This window comes from Streptomyces sp. NBC_01717, from assembly GCF_036248255.1.
Taxonomy (GTDB): Bacteria; Actinomycetota; Actinomycetes; order Streptomycetales; family Streptomycetaceae; genus Streptomyces.
The window spans coordinates 385,153-403,488 of record NZ_CP109179.1 but is presented as its reverse complement, the minus strand read 5'-3'; the positions used below and the strand labels follow the sequence as shown (position 1 = coordinate 403,488).

Annotated in this window: 7 protein-coding genes and 1 pseudogene; 4 read left to right on the top strand and 4 right to left on the bottom strand. The window is 64.6% G+C overall.

Features of this window, described 5'->3' with window-relative positions; genetic code table 11:
• Positions 1–34 precede the first annotated feature (34 nt).
• The 4 genes and pseudogenes from OHB49_RS43615 to OHB49_RS46075 all read left to right on the top strand — a co-directional run.
• A complete protein-coding gene (locus OHB49_RS43615; protein ID WP_329167140.1) occupies positions 35–10,066 on the top strand; it encodes a neuraminidase-like domain-containing protein in 10,032 nt (3,343 codons plus the stop codon).
• Positions 10,067–10,680: 614 nt separating this feature from the next.
• On the top strand, positions 10,681–12,348 hold the full coding sequence (locus OHB49_RS43610) for an ATP-binding protein (RefSeq protein ID WP_329167139.1): 1,668 nt from the start codon (positions 10,681–10,683) through the stop codon (positions 12,346–12,348).
• Between the two features lie 4 nt (positions 12,349–12,352).
• A complete protein-coding gene (locus OHB49_RS43605; RefSeq protein WP_329167137.1) occupies positions 12,353–12,763 on the top strand; it encodes a roadblock/LC7 domain-containing protein in 411 nt (136 codons plus the stop codon).
• 343 nt (positions 12,764–13,106) lie between these two features.
• A pseudogene (locus tag OHB49_RS46075) lies at positions 13,107–13,316 on the top strand (ISL3 family transposase); the annotation flags it as partial.
• Between the two features lie 38 nt (positions 13,317–13,354).
• Here the strand turns inward: OHB49_RS46075 and OHB49_RS43600 are convergent.
• The 4 genes from OHB49_RS43600 to OHB49_RS43585 all read right to left on the bottom strand — a co-directional run bounded on the left by OHB49_RS43600 (position 13,355) and on the right by OHB49_RS43585 (position 17,814).
• On the bottom strand, positions 13,355–13,756 hold the full coding sequence (locus tag OHB49_RS43600; RefSeq protein WP_329167136.1) for a DUF6009 family protein: 402 nt from the start codon (positions 13,754–13,756) through the stop codon (positions 13,355–13,357).
• Positions 13,753–15,276 carry a DNA primase family protein gene (locus OHB49_RS43595; protein ID WP_329167134.1) on the bottom strand — a complete coding sequence of 508 codons (1,524 nt, stop codon included), beginning with the start codon at positions 15,274–15,276 and terminating at the stop codon, positions 13,753–13,755. The genes OHB49_RS43600 and OHB49_RS43595 overlap by 4 nt, the downstream gene beginning before the upstream one ends.
• A complete protein-coding gene (locus OHB49_RS43590; RefSeq protein ID WP_329167133.1) occupies positions 15,273–15,938 on the bottom strand; it encodes a bifunctional DNA primase/polymerase in 666 nt (221 codons plus the stop codon). The genes OHB49_RS43595 and OHB49_RS43590 overlap by 4 nt, the downstream gene beginning before the upstream one ends.
• Before the next feature lie 721 nt (positions 15,939–16,659).
• Positions 16,660–17,814, bottom strand: a complete 1,155-nt coding sequence (locus OHB49_RS43585) for a hypothetical protein (RefSeq protein ID WP_329167132.1) — start codon at positions 17,812–17,814, stop codon at positions 16,660–16,662.
• Between the last annotated feature and the right edge of the window lie 522 nt (positions 17,815–18,336).

Below are 18,336 nucleotides of genomic sequence, written 5' to 3'. Positions count from 1 at the left end.
TCCTGGGCCCCCTCGCCACCACTCGGAGAACCTCATGCACCCGATCGACCCGCCGGTCATGCGGGCCAGCAGCACTGACGATGTCGCGAACCTTCAGGATGGGCTGCAGTTCCTCCTCGATCTAGGCGAGTTCGGCGTAACCGTCGACGACTATCGGTGCCTGGTGGAGGGACTGCAGCAGGAGCGGGGGGAGTATGGCCCCACCACCCGCGGACTCGTCAGGCTGTTCCAGGAACGAGCGGCGCTGCCTGAGGTCTCGGGCGAGGTCGACAGGCCCACGGCCGAGGCTTTGAGTGGCAGGCTGTCGCAGTTGCACGCGTACCGGGAGGAAACGGCGCCGGAGTGGGTGGTGCGCGGGCAGGTGGTGGGCGATTCAGGTCCTGTCGACCGCGCCTTGGTCGTCGCGCTCGACCGGGACCTGTTCTTCGGGCGGGACGGGGAGGACAGGGGGCAGTTGCTGGGCCGGGCTGTCACCGGGCCGCATCCCACGACAGGCGAGGCCGGATGGTTCGAGATCGGTTACGGGACGGAGCAGTTCGCGTCAGGTGACCTTCCAACCGGCGGCGAACTTGTCCCTGACCTCGTCTTCACCGTGACGTGCGACAACGAACGTCAGGAACGGTTCACGGTGGTACGCGTTCCGGACGGTGAGATGCTCACCGCGGAGCACGTGGTGACGGCCGACGAGGCGATTCTCGGTATTGCGGCCCGCAGGGTGGAGACGCTCCGCTTGATGCTCGACGGCGCCACGGCCGAGCGCGGTCCGTCCGAGTACGAACGCGTATGGCGGGCTCTTGCCCAATTGATGCCCAGCCACGTACTGGCCAGGGGGCGGGCAGACTCCGACTCCGACTCCGGCGCCGACGATGCGGGCCGCGAGGCCGCAGTGTGTGAGGCGGCGGCGCGTCTGGACGAAGAAGGCCACCGCGACATCACCTTCGCGGCCCGCGAGACCGGGCTGGACGACGACGTTCTGGAGCTGTTCGCGGGCTCCTGCCGCCTCTCCAAGGAACTGCCGGAAGCCGTTCCGGCGGCTGTCTTCTACGGCCTGGCACGCGCCGGGCGGTTGGTGGACCTGCGTGGCCTCGGGGCAGCCGGTCTGGCAATGCTGGACGCCGGCCTGCGCCGGGCGATGGGTGAGAACATCATTCCTGCGCTGGGGGAGGGGCTCCTCGCCGCGGCCGTGCAGACGATTCACCGGCTCGCGCCCGTTCAAGTCCTGGACCAACCGACCAGCGGCGAGCGCGCGTCGCTGCGCGAGGTTCTGTCGCTCGCCGTGCAGGACGAGGGGCAGCAGCTGGAGTTGTTGCAACTCGCCGCTGACTTCGAGGGGAGCCACGCCGAGTTCACCGAGTCGTTGCACGGTCACGAAGGGCTCCAGGACCAGGCGGAACGGATCGGCTTCGTGACGCAGCTGGGTTCACTCACCCGGGACAACGTGCCGATGATGCGGGCGTTGGAAACCACCACTGGTGCGACGTCGATGCGCGCGCTGGCGTTCGCGCTCGAGCCGGAGACCGTCCGGGGGCTCGCGAGCGACCCTGCGGTCACCGTGCCGGCGGATCTGCCCGGCGACAGTGACACGGCACGACGCCGGCATTACGCGGACGGCGTCCTCGGCCTGTTGCGCAACGCCTATCCCACCGTGTCGGTGGCGCGGAAGATCGGCGAACTGGCCGACGAGGGCGCGGACTCGGTAGTCACCACGCACGCGGCCAGGTTCCTCAAGGAAGTGGCCTTGAGCCGTGAGGACTTTAATCTGGCAACGTCCAGGATCACGGACTTCGCCGACCACATCGGCGGCAGCGAGGAGGAGCGCGAGGCTGCGCTCCGTGACGTCCTCCGCGTGCAGCGGCTGTTTCGGATCAGTACCAGCGAGGGCAATCTCGAGGGCCTGCTCAGGAGCGGTTTCAGCTCCTCCTTCGACATCACACGCAAAATGACCTTGGAGGGGTTCGTCGCCAACCACCGGCAGGCACTGGGTGGCGAGGCGGAGACGGCTCTGACCTACCGCCGGGCGGCGGCGGTCTCGGCGGCGAACATGATGATGGCCCTCCACGTTCATCAGCTCGGCACCGATGTGACCCCATACTCCGTGTCCGGCGGAATGAAAGAGGTGCCGTCGTGGGCGCAGCTCTTCGGGACGGCGAGCGGGTGCGAGTGCGGGCAGTGCCGGTCCTGGCTCAGTCCGGCAGCGTACTTCGTGGACCTGCTGCTCTTCCTCGACAAGAAACACACCGCCGACCAGACGAAGACCCCACTGGAAGTCCTTCTGGCGCGGCGCCCTGATCTCGGGCACCTCAAGCTCTCCTGTGAGAACACGGACACAACCCTGCCCTACATCGACCTGGTCAACGAGGTGTTGGAGACCTACGCGGTCTCAGGGGGTGTTCCAGACGCCTCCGCCGCCCACGACGTCACCGACGAGACGGCTCAGGAGCCGCGGGATTCGCCGCGTAACGTGCAGGAATCGGCATACAGGCAGCTCGCCAGGGCCACCTACCCGCCGTCCCTGCCGTTCGACCGCGGACTGGAGATCTCTCGGGCCTACCTGGGACAGCTGGGCGTCGCCCGCCACGAGCTGCTCGCCGCGTTCGAGGGCAGCTACGCCGACGCCGGCACAGAGGCAGCCAAGCGGCGTGAATCGCTCGCCGAATCACTGGGCATCTCAGCTCGCGAGCACGAGATCATTACTGGCCACGACTTCTCCGGCACGCCCAGGTGGGTCGAATTGGTCGAACTCTTCGGATCGGCCGAGGGCGGCACCGCAGTAGGCACTGACGTACCAAGCTTCCTCGATCGCTCCCAGCTGCGCTTCGCCGACCTGGTGGAGCTTCTCACCTGCCGATTCATCGGCCCCGCCCAGGTGCTCTACGAGCGCCTGGAGGCGGTCCACGGAGAGTTCGAGGTGACCAGCAAGGAGCTGCGCGCCTTCATCGACGCTGGATACGTCGCCGACGCGCAGCTGACCGCGAAGCTGGCCGGTGTGCACAGGACCCCGGCCCAGCTCAAAGTGAGGCTCGAATCCGAATTCCCCCCGGAGCGGATGGCAGAGCTGATTGTTCTGCACTCCGAGCAGGGCCGTGACTGCGACCCAGCCGGGATGCGGATGCAGAACTTGGATGGCACCGCCCTCGGCGGAGGCGAGCTGCGCAGAATTGCCGTCTTCCTCCGGCTATGGCGCAAGCTCCGCTGGACGATGCCGGAGCTGGACACCGCCCTGCTGGCGTTCGGGGCTGCAGAGGACGGTGCCTCCCCGGACCTCTTGACGGAGCTTGCCCGGCTCAAACGGCTCCGGCAGACCAGCGATGCCGACCTGCCGACGCTGCTGAGCCTGTGGGGAGCGCTGGACACCCGCGGGCCGACCTCTCCGTACCACCGTCTGTTCCAGAACCGTTCGGTGCAGAATCCCACCGACGGCGACTTCCAGTTGCGCCCCGGGGGCGACGAACTGGTCACCATGGACGAACCAGAGACGGATCGGCGGCGCCTTCAGGACAAGGTCCCGACGATCCTCGCCGCCTTGCGTGTCAGCGAAGACGAGTTGCGGTCGATCACAGCCGAAGCCGTACGATGCGGGGAACTCGACAGCAGCCCCGAGCGCCGGTGGCTCTGCCTCGGCAACTTGTCCGTCCTGCACCGCTACGTGCTTCTGGCCCGCCTGCACGACCTGAGCATCACAGACCTGATCACCCTCCTGCGCCTGGTCGGCACCGACCCGTTCACTGGTCCGCAAGCCACGCTGGACTTCGGCGAGCTAGTCGGTTCGGTCCGCCAGTCCGGTCTGAGCATCGCACAGTTGAACTATCTGTACGGTGAGCCGGCCCCCGGCCCGGAGTCCATCGGGCCAACCGGCCAGGAGCTCGCCGCGACAGCCGCTGAGCTGCGCTCCGCCTGGGCGGAAGTCACGCGGGAGCACACCGCGAACGCGGAAGTCACCACAGAACAGTTGCAGACGAAGCTGGCAATGTTGCTCGACCCCACGACGCTCCCGCTCGCGATGTCGCTCATCGAAGGGCGACCGGCGAACGGCGACATCCCCTACGGCAGCCAACTCCAGCAAATGCGCACTCGGTTCACCGAAAGGTACCCCACCTCACGCGAGCTCGCTCAGGCCGCCGCCAGTGCCGTCTTCCCTCCACCGGTCACCCTGGGCAACACGGAGGAGGACGAGGAAAGACGGCGCTCCCGGCGCTTGGCGGCGGTCAAGGCCCTGCTGCCTTTGCTGCACAACGTGCTCGGCCAATCCCGCGTCCGGCAGACCCTCCAACAGGCCCTCGGTCTGGACGCCGACGTCCTTCGGGTGCTGCTGGAGGAAACCGAGGTGCTGGGCGGCATCGACAACAGCGAGCAGCCAGCCGTCCAGGACTTCCTCCCGAAAGTCGCGACGGTGGCTCCCGACGGGCCTCCCGAGCCCTCCTCGGCCTTGTTCACCTCCCTCACCCGCTTGTACAAGATCGCCCTGCTGGCGCGCACCCTCTCACTCGGGGTCGACGAGCTGCGCCACTTCGCCCGGCACGGCGACGACTTCGGCGGATTCGATCTCAGGGCCTTCGCTACCTCTCCGGACCCTTCGGGCTTCGCCGCCTTCGGGCGGCTGGCGGCCTATGCAGCGCTGCGGGACCGGCTCACCCCGGGCCCCGTCCGGCTTCTGGACGTCCTCACCGCACCTGCGGCACAGCGTGTGGCCGCGCTGATCGCAGCCACCCATTGGGACGATGTGATGGTGATGGACGCGCTCGCGGCCTGCGGCAAGACGCCGGAGGACCTACGGGACGAGCGTGCCCTCCTGACCTTGGAGCACGTCGCACAACTCGCCCACAAGGTCGGCGTCCTGCCCTCGACTCTCAAGGCGTGGGGAGCACAAAACCCCTCGACATCATCGTCCGAGCCGCACTCGCAACAGCAGGCGCAGGCGATCGTGGACGCCGTCAAGGCGAAGTACGACCACGACAGTTGGCAGGAAGTGACCCGCGCGATCAACGACCCACTGCGGGAGCGGCAACGAGACGCTCTCGTCGCTCACGTCTCGACGCTGATCGGAGCACGCTCCCAGGAAGAGCTCTTCGAGCACTTCCTGATCGACGTCGCGATGAGCGCATGCATGCTCACCTCCCGCATCAAGCAGGCCATCTCATCAGTCCAGTTGTTCGTCCAGCGTTGCCTGCTCAACCTGGAGAGCGACGCCACGCCCGACGCCATCGACAGCGAACAATGGCAGTGGCGCAAGAGCTACCGCGTCTGGGAGGCCAACCGGAAGATCTTCCTCTACCCGGAGAACTGGATCGAGCCGGAACTGCGGGACGACAAAAGCCCGTTCTTCGCCGAACTGGAGTCCGAGCTGCTGCAGGCGGACGTCAACACCGACACCGTCGAGCGCGGGATGCTCGCATACCTCCGCAAAGCCGAGGCTGTGGCGAACCTCGAAGTGTGCGGCTTCCACATGCAGAACGAAAACGACACGAGCGTCCTGCATGTGTTCGGGCGGACGCGGACCGGCGTTCCTCGCGGCTACTACTACCGACGTCTCCTCGGCGGCAAGGAATGGACTCCTTGGGAGCCAGTGCCCGTAGACATCCAAGGCGTGGAGAAGGAGGACACCGACAGTCAAAGCGGCGTGCATCTGCTGCCGGTCGTCTGGCGCGGCAAGCTCCACTTGTTCTGGCCGCAGTTCGTGAAGAAGAACCGCAAGAGCCAGGCGGTCGGGACGACAGCCAGGGCCGACGGTATGCCTCTGGAAGAGCCTGTCTCATACTGGGAGGTCAAGCTCGCCTGGAGCCGTTACGAGCACGGCACCTGGACACCGAAACAGGTGTCGAGCGACCTCGCCGAGTGGCCGAGCACGCCAGCCACTCGACCGGTCAGGGCCCTGGGCAAGGGCAGACGGCGCGAATTCACCCTGGACGACGCCGCAGGCGATCCGATGCGAATTCTCCTGCGGTCCCGCATCGAGAATGACTCCCTCCATATCGACATGCTGATGCGCACAGTCGACACCTGGGTGTACCCCTTCGACACCCACGCATTCGAGGTCGTGTTCCCGGACCCAACCGCTGCCCCCACCTTCGTCCAGAGCCTCGACATCGTGCGCCGGCCCTTGAGCGCCGGCACCGGACGCTTTCAGCGGCAGTGGTTCCGCGACACGCTCCGCCTGGTGTCCATGGAAAAGCGGATGTATCCCCCCGTGCCGATCCTCGGCACGTGTCCGACCTCCTACTGGGTGACACCAGCTGCACAGCACGACCTTCCGCCCCTCGACTCGCTGATGTTCTACCAGGACGACCACCACGGCTACCTGGTACTCCTCTCCGAGGACCACGAGACGGTGTGGCCCCAACTCGTCTCCGCGCCACCGGCAGAACCCCGACCCGAAGTGACTTTGCCGCAGCTGATCGACCCCGGGTTCCGTATCCCTCAACTAAATCTTCCCCGCCCGCCCGAGTTCTCCGTCCACGGCTCCCCTTGGCGGGCGGCGATGCACACCCTGCTGCCGTCGGCGATCCAGCGGGCCGCAACCACGACAGGCCTGCGCACCACAGTGCTCAACGGTGGCTTCAAGGCGATGGACATGGCTGGCGGGGTGAGCACGGGGCGTGCCCCTCGACAGGTGGCGGATGCCATGCTGAACGCCATGACCCGCGACATCAGCGACCTGGTGGTCGGAGGTCTCATCACACGAGCGGACACCCGCCCGACCGTGAACGCCCGATTCGTGACCTTCTTCCACCCCCAGATGAGCACGTTCGCGCACCGACTGCAGAGGCAGGGCCTGCCCGGGTTGCTCAGCCTCGAAAGCCAGTCGCTCGGCGACGACGCGGAATTCGCCCAGACCTACCAGCCGGTGGGTGAGCGCGTCGCCGGTCCGTACCCTCAGCACGGAGTGGACTTCACGCCCGGGGGCGCCTACTCCATCTACAACTGGGAGCTGTTCTTCCACGTACCAGTGCTGCTTGCCACCCGGTTGAGCCGTCACCAGCGCTTCGCCGAGGCTCAACGTTGGTTCCACTACGTCTTCGACCCCACGGACAATTCACCGCAGGCCGGCACCGGTCGGTTCTGGAAAATGAAGCCACTGCGTGACGCCACGTCCGAGTCGTTGGCGGATCTGTTCGCCAAGGTCACGCCCGGTCAGGCCAACACTCCGGAAGAGCAGGAGGTGGTCGACCAGCTTGAGATCCTGGCGGAGCACCCTTTCCAGCCGCACCGCATTGCCCGTATGCGTCACGCCGCGTATCAGAAGTTCGTGGTCATGAAATATCTCGACAATCTGATCTCCTGGGGCGACCAACTCTACAGCCGCGACACCATCGAGTCCGTCAACGAGGCAACCCAGCTCTATGTCCTGGCCGCCCGGCTCCTGGGCACGCGTCCCGAACGCATCACACGGAGCGGGCGGACCGAACCGCAGAGCTTCTTCCAGCTGCGGCCACGGCTCGACGAGGCGGGAAACGCGCTGGCCGAGCTGGAGAACAGATTGCCGTTCGCATCGATGCTAGGTCCGGCTCCGTCCTCGGCCGGGATGTCAGTTTTGCTGGGTACGGGCACTGCGCCGTACTTCTGCATCCCGCAGAACGACAAGCTGCTCGGCTACTGGGATCTCGTCGACGACCGGCTGTTCAAGATCCGACACTGCATGAACATCGAAGGTGGGGTCCGTCAACTCCCGCTGTTCGAACCACCGATCGACCCAGCATTGTTGGTTCGGGCTGCTGCCGCCGGAATCGACGTCGCCGATGCCGTAGCCGATGTCGGTGCCCCGCTGCCCCGCTACCGTTTCCAGGTCGCTCTGCAGAACGCGCTGGAGATCTGCAACGAGGTCCGCGCGTTCGGCGCCGCGCTCTTGGCCGCGCTTGAGAAGAAGGACGGCGAAGCACTCGCCGCCGTGCGAGCCCAGCACGAAAGCGCCTTGCTCCAATCCGTCACCATGGTCAAGGACTGGCAGATCGCCGAGGCGGACGCGACCGTGGCGGCCCTGCGCGCCTCCCGGGATGCGGCCATCCACCAGCTCTTCCACTACGGCCGCCTGCTGGGTGAACAGGCCCCCTCCGTGCCCGAGGAACCGAACGCCCCCGAGTCGCCACAGGCACGCCCCGGTGTCGGCATCACCCCGCTCTACGCGCCGACCGGCCGGTTCGAACTCACCGACGGTGGCAAGATCATCGTGAGTGGCGCAGCGGTCGGAGCGGCTGCGGGCAGCCTCATCGCCGGACCTACGGGTGCCGCTGCCGGGGCCGCAATCGGAGGCGCGACAGGTGACATCGAGGTGGCCTCCACCCAAAGCGGCTCCAAGATCCTCACATACGAGCAGGACGAGCTGTTCCAGTCGTTCCTTGCAACCACGCACACCATGGCGGGTGCGGTGGCCGAAGGGATCGCACCCCTCTTCCATCTCATCCCGCAGTTCGAACTTGCGCTCAAGCCTCTGGGTATCGGCGGAGGCGCCGCGTTCGGCGGAATGGCGCTGGGTGCAGGGGCCAGCGCAGTGGCGAAAGTGCTCGAAGCCGTGGGCAAATGGCACTCTTTCCGGTCGTCCCTGGCGCAGAAGCTGGCCGGCGTGGTCTGGCGCGAGCAGGACCATGCCTTCCAGCGCAACTCGGCCGTGATGCAGATCGCTCAGATCGACCGGGAGATGATCACCGCTCAGATCCGCAGGGCGCTCAACGATGCAGACCGCACCAGCCACGGCACGCAGATCGAGCAGGCCGCCGAAGTGGAGAGGTTCCTAAGGGAGAAGTACACCAACCAGGAGCTGTACGGCTGGATGGAACGCGAGACCGGAAGTCTCTTCTTCCGCGCTTTCCAGCTGGCGCAGGACCTGGCCAAACAAGCCGAACGTAGCTACCGCTTCGAATTGGGCATCCCCGACTCCACACCCGAAACGTCATTCGTCATCGGGACCGGCTCATGGGACAGCCTGCACAAGGGGCTGCTCGCCGGTGAGCGGCTCGGCCTCGCCCTGCGCCAGATGGATCGCGCCTATCAAGAGCGGAACCGTCGGGAGTACGAGATCACCCGGCACATCTCGCTGCTCCAGCTCGACCCTGAGTCGCTCCTCCGGTTGCGGGCCACCGGCGTTTGCGAATTCGAGGTCCCCGAGACACTGTTCGACCTGGACTTCCCCGGTCACTACTTCCGCCGGATCAAATCCGTCGGCGTGAGCGTGCCGTGCGTCGTCGGCCCCTACACCGGCGTCACTGGCACCCTCACGCTGCTGAACAACCGCGTAAGGGTCAAATCCCTCGTGTCGGACGGAGCTGGCGCGGCAGGCGGAGAAGCCGGTGGGTACGCGGAGCAGACCCAAGACCCGCGCTTCCTCCGTGATTACGTTCCACTGCAGTCGATCGCGACGAGCGGGGCCCAGAGCGACAGCGGCATGTTCGAGCTGAGTTTCCGCGACGAGCGCTATCTGCCCTTCGAAGGCGCCGGTGCCATCTCGCGCTGGCGCTTCGCACTACCCGACGAGTTCCGACAGTTCGACTACGACACCATCTCCGACCTGGTCCTGCACCTGCACTACACGGCCCGCGATGCGGGCGCCATGCAGCGCAGCAAGGCCGTTGGCGAACTCAAGAAGACCTTCTCGGGCGAGGGTGCCGCCCCGGACGCGCCCGCCGCACTGAAGCGTATGGTCAGCCTGCGGCACGAGTTCCCCGACGCATGGCATCGCTTCCTCCGGACACCCGCGGACGTGGACCGCAAGCTCACCGTCAACATCTCTAAGCAGCGCTTCCCGTACTTCACCACCCGGGGCGATGTGACCGTCACCAAGCTGAGCCTGCTGTCACCCGGGGACGGCGCTGGAATCCAGGACATGCGGATCACGTTCACCGACACATCGTCCGGGCAGCCGCTCGCCTCACCGCTGGTCCTCCGAACGTCAGGACAGGCGGTCCACCCGGCTCTTACCGAATTCCAGCCGGACAGCCCCCTCTCGCTGCAGGTCCGAGACTCCGAAACAGACACGTGGGAGGTCACCGTCGCCGCGGCTCAAGCCGCGGACATCGACGAGCTGACCGATCTCGTGCTCCTGTGCGAATACCGGTTCAGGCTGGCCGAGTCCCGATAGCCGAAGGCGGTGCTCGGTAACCTTGGTATGGCTGCCGGTTCGAGCGAGGAGCCTACGACGTCGAGGGGCCGTTCCCGGGCCCGAGTTTGCTGGCCGGCCCGGGTGATGGCCGGCAACCGCTCCGAATCGGTCTTGCGCTCATTTGGTGGCCCGGACTGCCCGAAAGGGCCGCCCCTTTAAGGCACGGAGGAGTCACCCGGTTGTAGCAATTGCCGTGGTTGCCCACCGGGTTCAGCCCGTCAGGTCGAGCACGGGATGCAACTCATCTACTGCATCCGAGGCTGTCGGCTGGGGTCGACGTATATGTGCGGCCGGAGATCGTTGAGGGGTGTTTGCCCCTGCCATAGCTTGGAACTTGGCTGGAACCTAGCAGGAACGGCGTGCGCCTCCCAGTAAGGCCAGTAGGCGCACTACGTTGATCTACTCGGAGCGTGACTCAAAACGAACTGGTATGTGGAGGGGGTTGATCCATTTTGATCTCAAACCCGTTAGGCTCCCCTGCGATACTTCGAGTTGACGCGAACATCCTCGGTCATCTCAAGCTGTGTGTGCTCGATGCGCACAGCGCCTGCACACACCCCCCTGTTCGATCGTATTGCTTTCGAAGGATGCAGATGGAACCAGCCCCTCCGCCCCCGGCGGCGCGGGCACCGGGCGCCTGGTACAGCTGGTGGCTGATGCCGCTCGCCCTAGCAGTAGGAACCGTCGCCACTGCGGTCGCGGGACCCGACCAGGTCCAGATAGCCGCGACGTTCGTCGGTGCCACGGCCACGGCGGCCAGCGCAGTATCCGTACAGCTCCTCGTCCACACCCAGTCCCAACTACGCCGAGCAAAAGGCGACTTCCGCATTTCACAGGCTGAGCACTCCCAGCAATGGCAGCAGCATGTGGCGGAGCTGGAACGAAACTTCACGGCCGAGCGATCGGGCCTGGACGCACAACTGAACAAACAGGCCAGGAGCTTTGAGGATCGACTCTCGAAGCAGACGCGGGCCTACGAGAACAGCATGACCGCACAGTCCCACGCGGCACACGAGCAACTCAAACGTCAGCAGGCAGTCGTCGTCAGGCTTGGCGACACCTACCTCCCCGAGGCGCTCGAACGGCTGCGGGACGGCGAGGCCATCGACGACATCCTTCTGGAAGTCGGCCAGGAGACAGATGCCGGCCCGGAGCTGCGCGCATCCCTGCGCAAGGTCCTGCGAACCGCATTGATAGGCGTGGAAGAGGAGTTCGACCGCTCCACATCGGCCGAGCAGGCCGTGGTCAGCATCGGCAGCCGGATCCATGTGCTTACCAGCAAACTACGCGGACGGCTGCACGAGATGCAGGGCAAACACGGGCGGCTGCCCGCTGTGGCCCAGGGCCTCATGGAGCTGGACCAGGAGATCGGCCCTGCCGACTGTCTCGCTGCCAGCATCGGCGTATTCGGCGGTTCGAACCGGCCCGGACGCCAGTGGCAGGAGCCGCAGCGACTACTCAGTGTGGTGCGTGGCGGCATCGGCCGGATCAAGGACTTCGACCGTGTCCAGGTCCGCCACCTGCCTGAACTCGGCGTCGACGGCGGACTGGTGGACCACCTCACACTGATATTCGCTCACCTCCTGGACAACGCGGCGCGTTACTCTCCGCCCACCGAGGCCGTGGTCGTCTCCGGCAAAGAGGTCCCCAACGGCATCGGCATCGAGATCCAGGATGCAGGCAAGGGCCTGAACGAGAAGAAGCGCGAGGCGGAGCAGTCCCTCGCGGGTACTTCGAAGGGCCCGGGCCTCGGTGGTATCTCGGAGGACGCCAATTTGGGTCTGCGAGTAGTGGGGGCCCTGGCACGTCGTTACGACATCCAGGTCACCTTCGCGGACTCGCCCTGGCTCGGCACCTCAGTGGTCGTGGTAGTTCCTCATAAACACTTCAGCCCCTTACCCGCCGCCGTCATCGCGGCGGCCCCGACAGCCGCAGTGGAGTCTGCGACTGTCCGCGAGCCGGTCATGTCCGTACTCGTGGAGAGCATTGAAGCCATGGATACCACGCCCGGCGGCCTGCCGTGGCGCCGCAGCATACGGAACGACCTTGTGGGATCGCAGCTCAGCGTTGCTCACCGCAGCAAGGAGAGCGTGGCCGTCGCGCCGCCCGACGCGTCCTTCACCGGCTTGGCCGCCTTTGCCACGGCCGGACGGGCAAGCGGCCCGCCGCGTGAGACGACCACGGACCGCGACCCGGCCACGGACGGCGAGACGACTGCCGTACGCGAGTTCAACGAGCACCGCACTGAAGAGAGCGACTAGTCCCATGACGCAACAGGGAACCGATGTGAGCTGGGCGCTCCGCGATCTGACGGAGAGCATCAAGGAGATCCGCTTCGCCCTCGTGGCTTCCAGCGACGGCAAGGCGATCACTTCCTATGGTGCCGAGGACCCCGACGACGTGGACCGGTTCGCCGCCGTGGTCGCGGGCCTGCAGGCGCTGGCCCAGCCCGTGGTCAAACAGTTCCCCAGATGCGCGGGGCAGTTGCGCCTCGCGATGATCGAGGTGGACGGTGGTCATCTCTTCGTGGTGCGAGCAGGTGTGGAGACATACCTCGGAGTCCTCGCCAAGGAAGGGCTCGACCAGGGCCTGCTCGGTCATCAGATGAGGGACCTGGCGCGCAGGATGGGCGAGCTCCTCGGCACCACTCCGCGTCTGGACGAGCACTCTGAATGAGTGCTCCCCACCCTCCCACGGACCACCCGTCCGGTCCTCAGCGGTACTGCGACCTTGGCGGTAGCTGCAGCGGACCGGGAGTTCTGCGGCGAGTCTTGACGTGGCGACCTACAAGTGCATCAATCAGGGCCGTCTGGAAGGCGACCGGTTCGCGACCTCCCCGGTTGAGGCAGCCCGCGTACCCGAGATCGCCGCCTCGCGTCGGGGATCACGAATCGTCCCGGGAGCCTGACCGGCAAGGCCCGTGCCCACCTCGACGCCTCCTCGTCACCTGCCCCGAGGTGACCACATCGGCCAAACGCGCGGCTTCGCCCGCCTCCTGGCCCACTGACGCGGCATGGATCTCGACTCCTGGATCAACCAGGTATCCGAGGCCAGCCTGCGAACTGGGCACCCTTCCTAGCGGCCTCGACGGGGACCACGCCGCCGTCGTCGGACCCAACCTCCCCCTACAGCAATTGCCCAACCGAGGGCGTCAACACTAAGACCAGATGGATAAATGTACGGCAGGGCAGGCCTCAGTCTCCTCCGTCACCGCATCCTCTTGACATAGCCTCCCACACCGTCACCACCGAAAGTGCGACAGAGGCTTCACAAAGGCAGTGTAATTCCGAGTTCACACATGGCCGTTGACGGCGGGCCGCCCTCTGAGCGTTCCGTCTTGTATCCCTTAAACCCTGCTGCCAACGTGCGTGGGTCGACCGCCTCGGCGGGCGCGCCCTTGGCATACAGGCCATGCGGTGCGCTGTCACGGTCATGCGGTAGCAGCCAGAAGACCCGACGGCGAAAAGTGCCAGATGAACGGGACGGTTTGGCGGCAGAACCGAGGAGGGCATAGCCGACCATACGGCCGTTGCGGTGATAGGCGGGCTTGCTCCCACGGTTCGGCAGTCGATCCAAACTCTGGCGGACGTAGTCAAGATTTTTGACATCTTCCAACCATACGATGCCAATTTCGCAACTAATTTCTTCTTCGGCGATCAGGGAGCTCATGCGGTGGCCTCTCTCTCCTCGTCGAGGACCAATCCGATACCCGTGTAGTGCTTACGCTGATTCGACAGGACCATCTCCTTCGGCGACGCCAAACCAATGAGCTCGCGAGTGCGGGCGGCGAATGCTCTTGAGGACATCATTGGTGCACCCTCATGCTGACACCACGTCTTGTACGCGGCATATAGCGCGGTCTGCTCAGCTCGGAGAGAGGAACCGAGAATGCAACACTCCTCATAGAACCGGCCGGTGTGGTCTTCGGTTTCCGCATAAGCTGTAGTGGCGATGCGTACGCGCTCGGGACCTGTGAGGTCCTTCTCGCCGGAAAGGTAGCGACGAGCGCCTTTGATCAGCCAGCCGAGAATTCCCGGACCTTCCTCCGTAACCAGCATGTCGGCCAGATTATCGATCTTGCGGTCATCAGACACGACCCGTTCGAAGGGGATCAAACGCATCCGGCGCCAGAATGCGAAGCCGCCACTGCCCACTTCAGGGCGGTGGTTGCCTAGCAGCCAGAGTTTATGGGTGGGTTGAAAGCTGAAGAAATCCTGCCGCATCCGACGGGCCTTAATCCGATCACCACCTGTCAGCAGTTTGACGCGGGCTTCATCAAACTTGTCATCCGGCTTGACCTCAGAGCAAACAATGACGCGTCTTCCATGCAACTCGGCAAGGTCGGTGGGATGGCCTTCATAGGGACGGGTCATCAGAAACCCAGACGGGGCCGCATCGGCGTAGTCACCAAGAAGCTTCATAAGCACATCCAGCAAGACGGATTTGCCATTCTTACCGGAACCGAATAGGAAAGGAAGAACCTGCCCGCCAACATCACCTGTGACGGAATATCCAAGCAACAACTGCAAGAAGTCGATCATTTCCTGACCCTCGGCGTCATCGCCGAAAGTATCCGTGAGGAAACGGTTCCAACGGGGCGTAAGCATGCATCGGGGGCCAACGCTGGTAGAACGAGAATGGAAATCCTCGTTCGGATCTGGCTTCTTGACCAGGCCCGTACGCACGTCCACCACGCCGTCAGGCGTACAGAGAGCGTATGGGTCGGCGTCTAGGCAAGCGGCATTGAGAACCATACCCGGGGCAGACTTAGCCTGGGTAAGCATGGCATTTATGCCGGTAGTCGACAGAGCACGTCGCCGATGCTGCTGCAGGGCCTGGCTGGTGAAATAGCCACGGGAGTCGTATGACGCGATGTTTTCCGCCAGGTCACCTGCCGCCCAAAGAACAGTGTCGTCCTCGTCAACTTGCCAACGAGTTCCATTCCACCGATACCATCCTATGCCCGGTACGTGCCTGTAGTCGTTGGCATAGAGATTGACGAACAGCTTGGCATTGCCTCGGTCGGTGAGCGTGTCGGGCAACAATCCACCTGCAGTCGCCGCCCCCGCTACAGCGGAAAACGCATTGCTTCGAGTCGTAGCCGGGATCGCAACCTGGCGTCGGACCCGGGCCGCGACGGCGTGAGGGGCGAAGTCAAAGAGAAGACCTTCGTCACTCGATGAACTCATGGGTGGCTCCCCGAGTGAAGGGGCCTTTGCAGAGCGGAAGCGAGGCCGCTGCGGATGAATTGTTCGATCCCTCGGCCTTGACCTGGCCTCGCGCCAACAGCAGCCGACAGCAGATCACTCCAAGCCTCATCCTCCATCAGACGTCGTGCGACAACTAGTCCGCCCAGGGCGTAGGCGGCACGGTTGAGGACCCGGGAGAACCCTGCTCCCTCCGAAATCCATCCGCAGGCTTCAACTGATGCGAGAACAGAGGCCAGCACCCGACAGCTGAGATCGCGTCCAGCACCTGCAACCAGGACGGCTTGACAAGCGCGACGCGCATCGAGATCGACAACTGCCAAGTTCGCCGGACCACCTGCAACACGGCCTCCGAACTGACAACAGTGACCCCACCATCGACTGATACGCCGCCGGCCAAGTGCGGCGTGGAAGCTGTGGCACCGGCGACCGACGCGGAGACAGGTGCAGTTCCCATGGGTGTGCTCGGATCCGCGATAGCCGATGCAGTTGCGCGGGGGCGTCCTGCGTCCAGGCGTAAGTGGGTGCACCGGCCACCCACTGCCGGCGTACCAATGAGCTGTGGCCAGCGGTATCTCAGCTACTGATGAATCCAATGCAGAGCACCTGGAATCTCCGCGAGAAAAGCGCAGCTCAACAGGCATCTGCATCCCCCTATGAGCGACCGAAGCGCATCATCGACTAACTCTCGGCGAAGATAGCGAACTTGGTTTCAGACCATATCGGAAGGGTCGCTGTCGCGAACCCGGGCGTCACCCTCCTATACGTTGTGGAGAGCTTGCAGTTCAACCTAGTTGATACTCGAGATCAGCTACCGAAGCGACCGTACTTCTGGAACCTCGAACGCTTACTCAGCGTCTCACTCAGAAACCCAGAGGAACGCAGAGGAACGGGAAGCCTGCCCTAAGGGGAAAAGGTTCTGCCCTAGCGGGCATAAATTTATTGATTCGCTGTGCTCGGACCGTGTCCCATGTGCTGAGCGGGCGTTGCCTTTACAGGAGGAGAGGGCGCCGACATGGCCAGGAATGGTCCTGGTAGCTGCGGGGGGTGGAATTGGCGTCGCAGAAGCTGGGAAGTGGGCACGGGGGTCGTAGTGTTCACTCAGCGCGGTTCTGTGTCCGCATGGGGTGGGGCATGGCGAGCGGGCAAGGCTGTGCGGTGCCTGCGTTGTCGTGTCTGTGCCGGATTTCGCTGCCGGCTACGCACCCGAGGCGAGCACGCATGCAGGGTCTCCTTCATAAAGCCGCCGAACGCTCATGCTGACTGGGAATTGGGCGGGTGCGATGAGGTCACTTCAAGGAAGCTTGCGGACGGTGGGGCGGGCCCTCGATGACGTGGTGGCGGGGCATGGCTGTCGGCAGGGGTTCAACGTCCGGGCGATCCGTGCCGCCACCGGAGAACTTGGGCCGGGAGAAACCGGGCAGCGACGCCTCGCCGCCTGTACTCCTGGCGCGCGGGTTGAGTTGATTTCAGCAGCAGGTCCTTTGTTAGGGAAAGACGGTTATGGCGATTGAGTTCTCTCCGAGCCTCAGGCGGTTTCTTGAGGTTTGGGTGGGCGCCAGTGTGGCGTCGGGTAATGAGGACCTGGGCTATGACAGCCGGTTGCCGTATCAGAAGCTGGCGGATGACCTGCGGGGGTTGTCGACTGCGATGCAGGGTGCGATCTCGCAGGTGGGGATTTCGATGCCGCCGGCGGTGGCGGAGCAGTTCGTCGGGGCGATGAAGCTGTTCGTCGACGACCACGGTGTGAATTATCTGTACCGGATGTCGGATGAGCTGGAGAAGACGGGCGATCGGCAGGTCGATCGTTCGCGGAAGCTGGCCGAGGCCAAGTACGAGATTCTGATCGAGTTCTCTTTCATGAATCTTGAGTTGGCGTTGATCGCGTTGTTGTCGGTGTTCACGGGTGGGACGTCGCTGCTTGAGGCGATGGCGGTGCGGGCGCGCACTGCTTTGCAGATCATTTTGATCATGCAGCGGATGGGGCGTGCTGTGCCGACGCCGTTCACGGCTGTGCTGGAGGCGCTTGAGGAGGCGTTCACGTCGTTCTTCGCGCAGTTCTTGTCGATGACGGTGCCGGATAATCCGGATCGGCAGCGGAAGGGCTTCGACTGGGTCGACGTCGGCAGGTCGGCGTTCGTGGGGTTCTTCGCCGGGTTGTTCGGCGGTGCGTTGGCCGAGGTGTACGGGAAGTTTGTCACGAAGCATTTCAAGGACAACCACTGGCTGAAAGAGGGCTCGGAGGTTCCGTTCGCTTTTGTGAACGAGGGTCAGGCTGAGATGTTTGCCATGGGGCTTCAAAACCTGGTATTTGACGGGAAGGCCGGGCTCAGTTGGCGAGATTTTTGGATGGCTGGTGTCAGTGGTGCGTTGACGACCAGCGCGGAGATTGTGGTGGGTGCGGCGGGTCTGGGGCTGCATCACCAGTTTTTCCTGAGGCCTTCGCTGAACGACAACTCTTTCGTCGACAAGCCGGGTGTGCTGGACTCGGCGGATGCGGTGCGGGTCAACAGCGCTCACCCGTTGGCGGTCGGGGACTGGGAGGGCGCGCGGTTCACGGTGCCGCCGGAAGCGCTCGGCGTTGAGGGACGTGTCGGTCTTGGCGTGCCGGATATGGTGCGGCCTGCCGTTACATTGTCCTCTCTGCCCCCGCTCCTGCTTCCGCCGAACGGCCCCGGAGTTCCGGGTGCGGAGGTCGGACTCGATGTGGTTGCTGCTTCGGGATCCCTGCCGGGTGCGGACGTCCCTGACTTGACGGATGCTCCACGGTTCCCCGGCAACCTCAGCGTTGTCAGCGACCTGAGCGGTGTCAGTGACCTGAGCGGTGTCAGTGACCTGAGTGAGGTCAGTGATTTCAGTGACGGGGCGTCGGTTTTCAGCGATGTCAGCGATGCGTCGTCGTTCACCGATGTCGAGGACGACTCCGTGTCCGTCTCGGACACCGGTATGGACACCGGTACGGACACCGGTAGGGATACCGGTTTGGGGCTTGTGAAGGGTGCGGGAGCGCCTGGGGTGAGGGCCGATGGGGCTGTTGGTGCG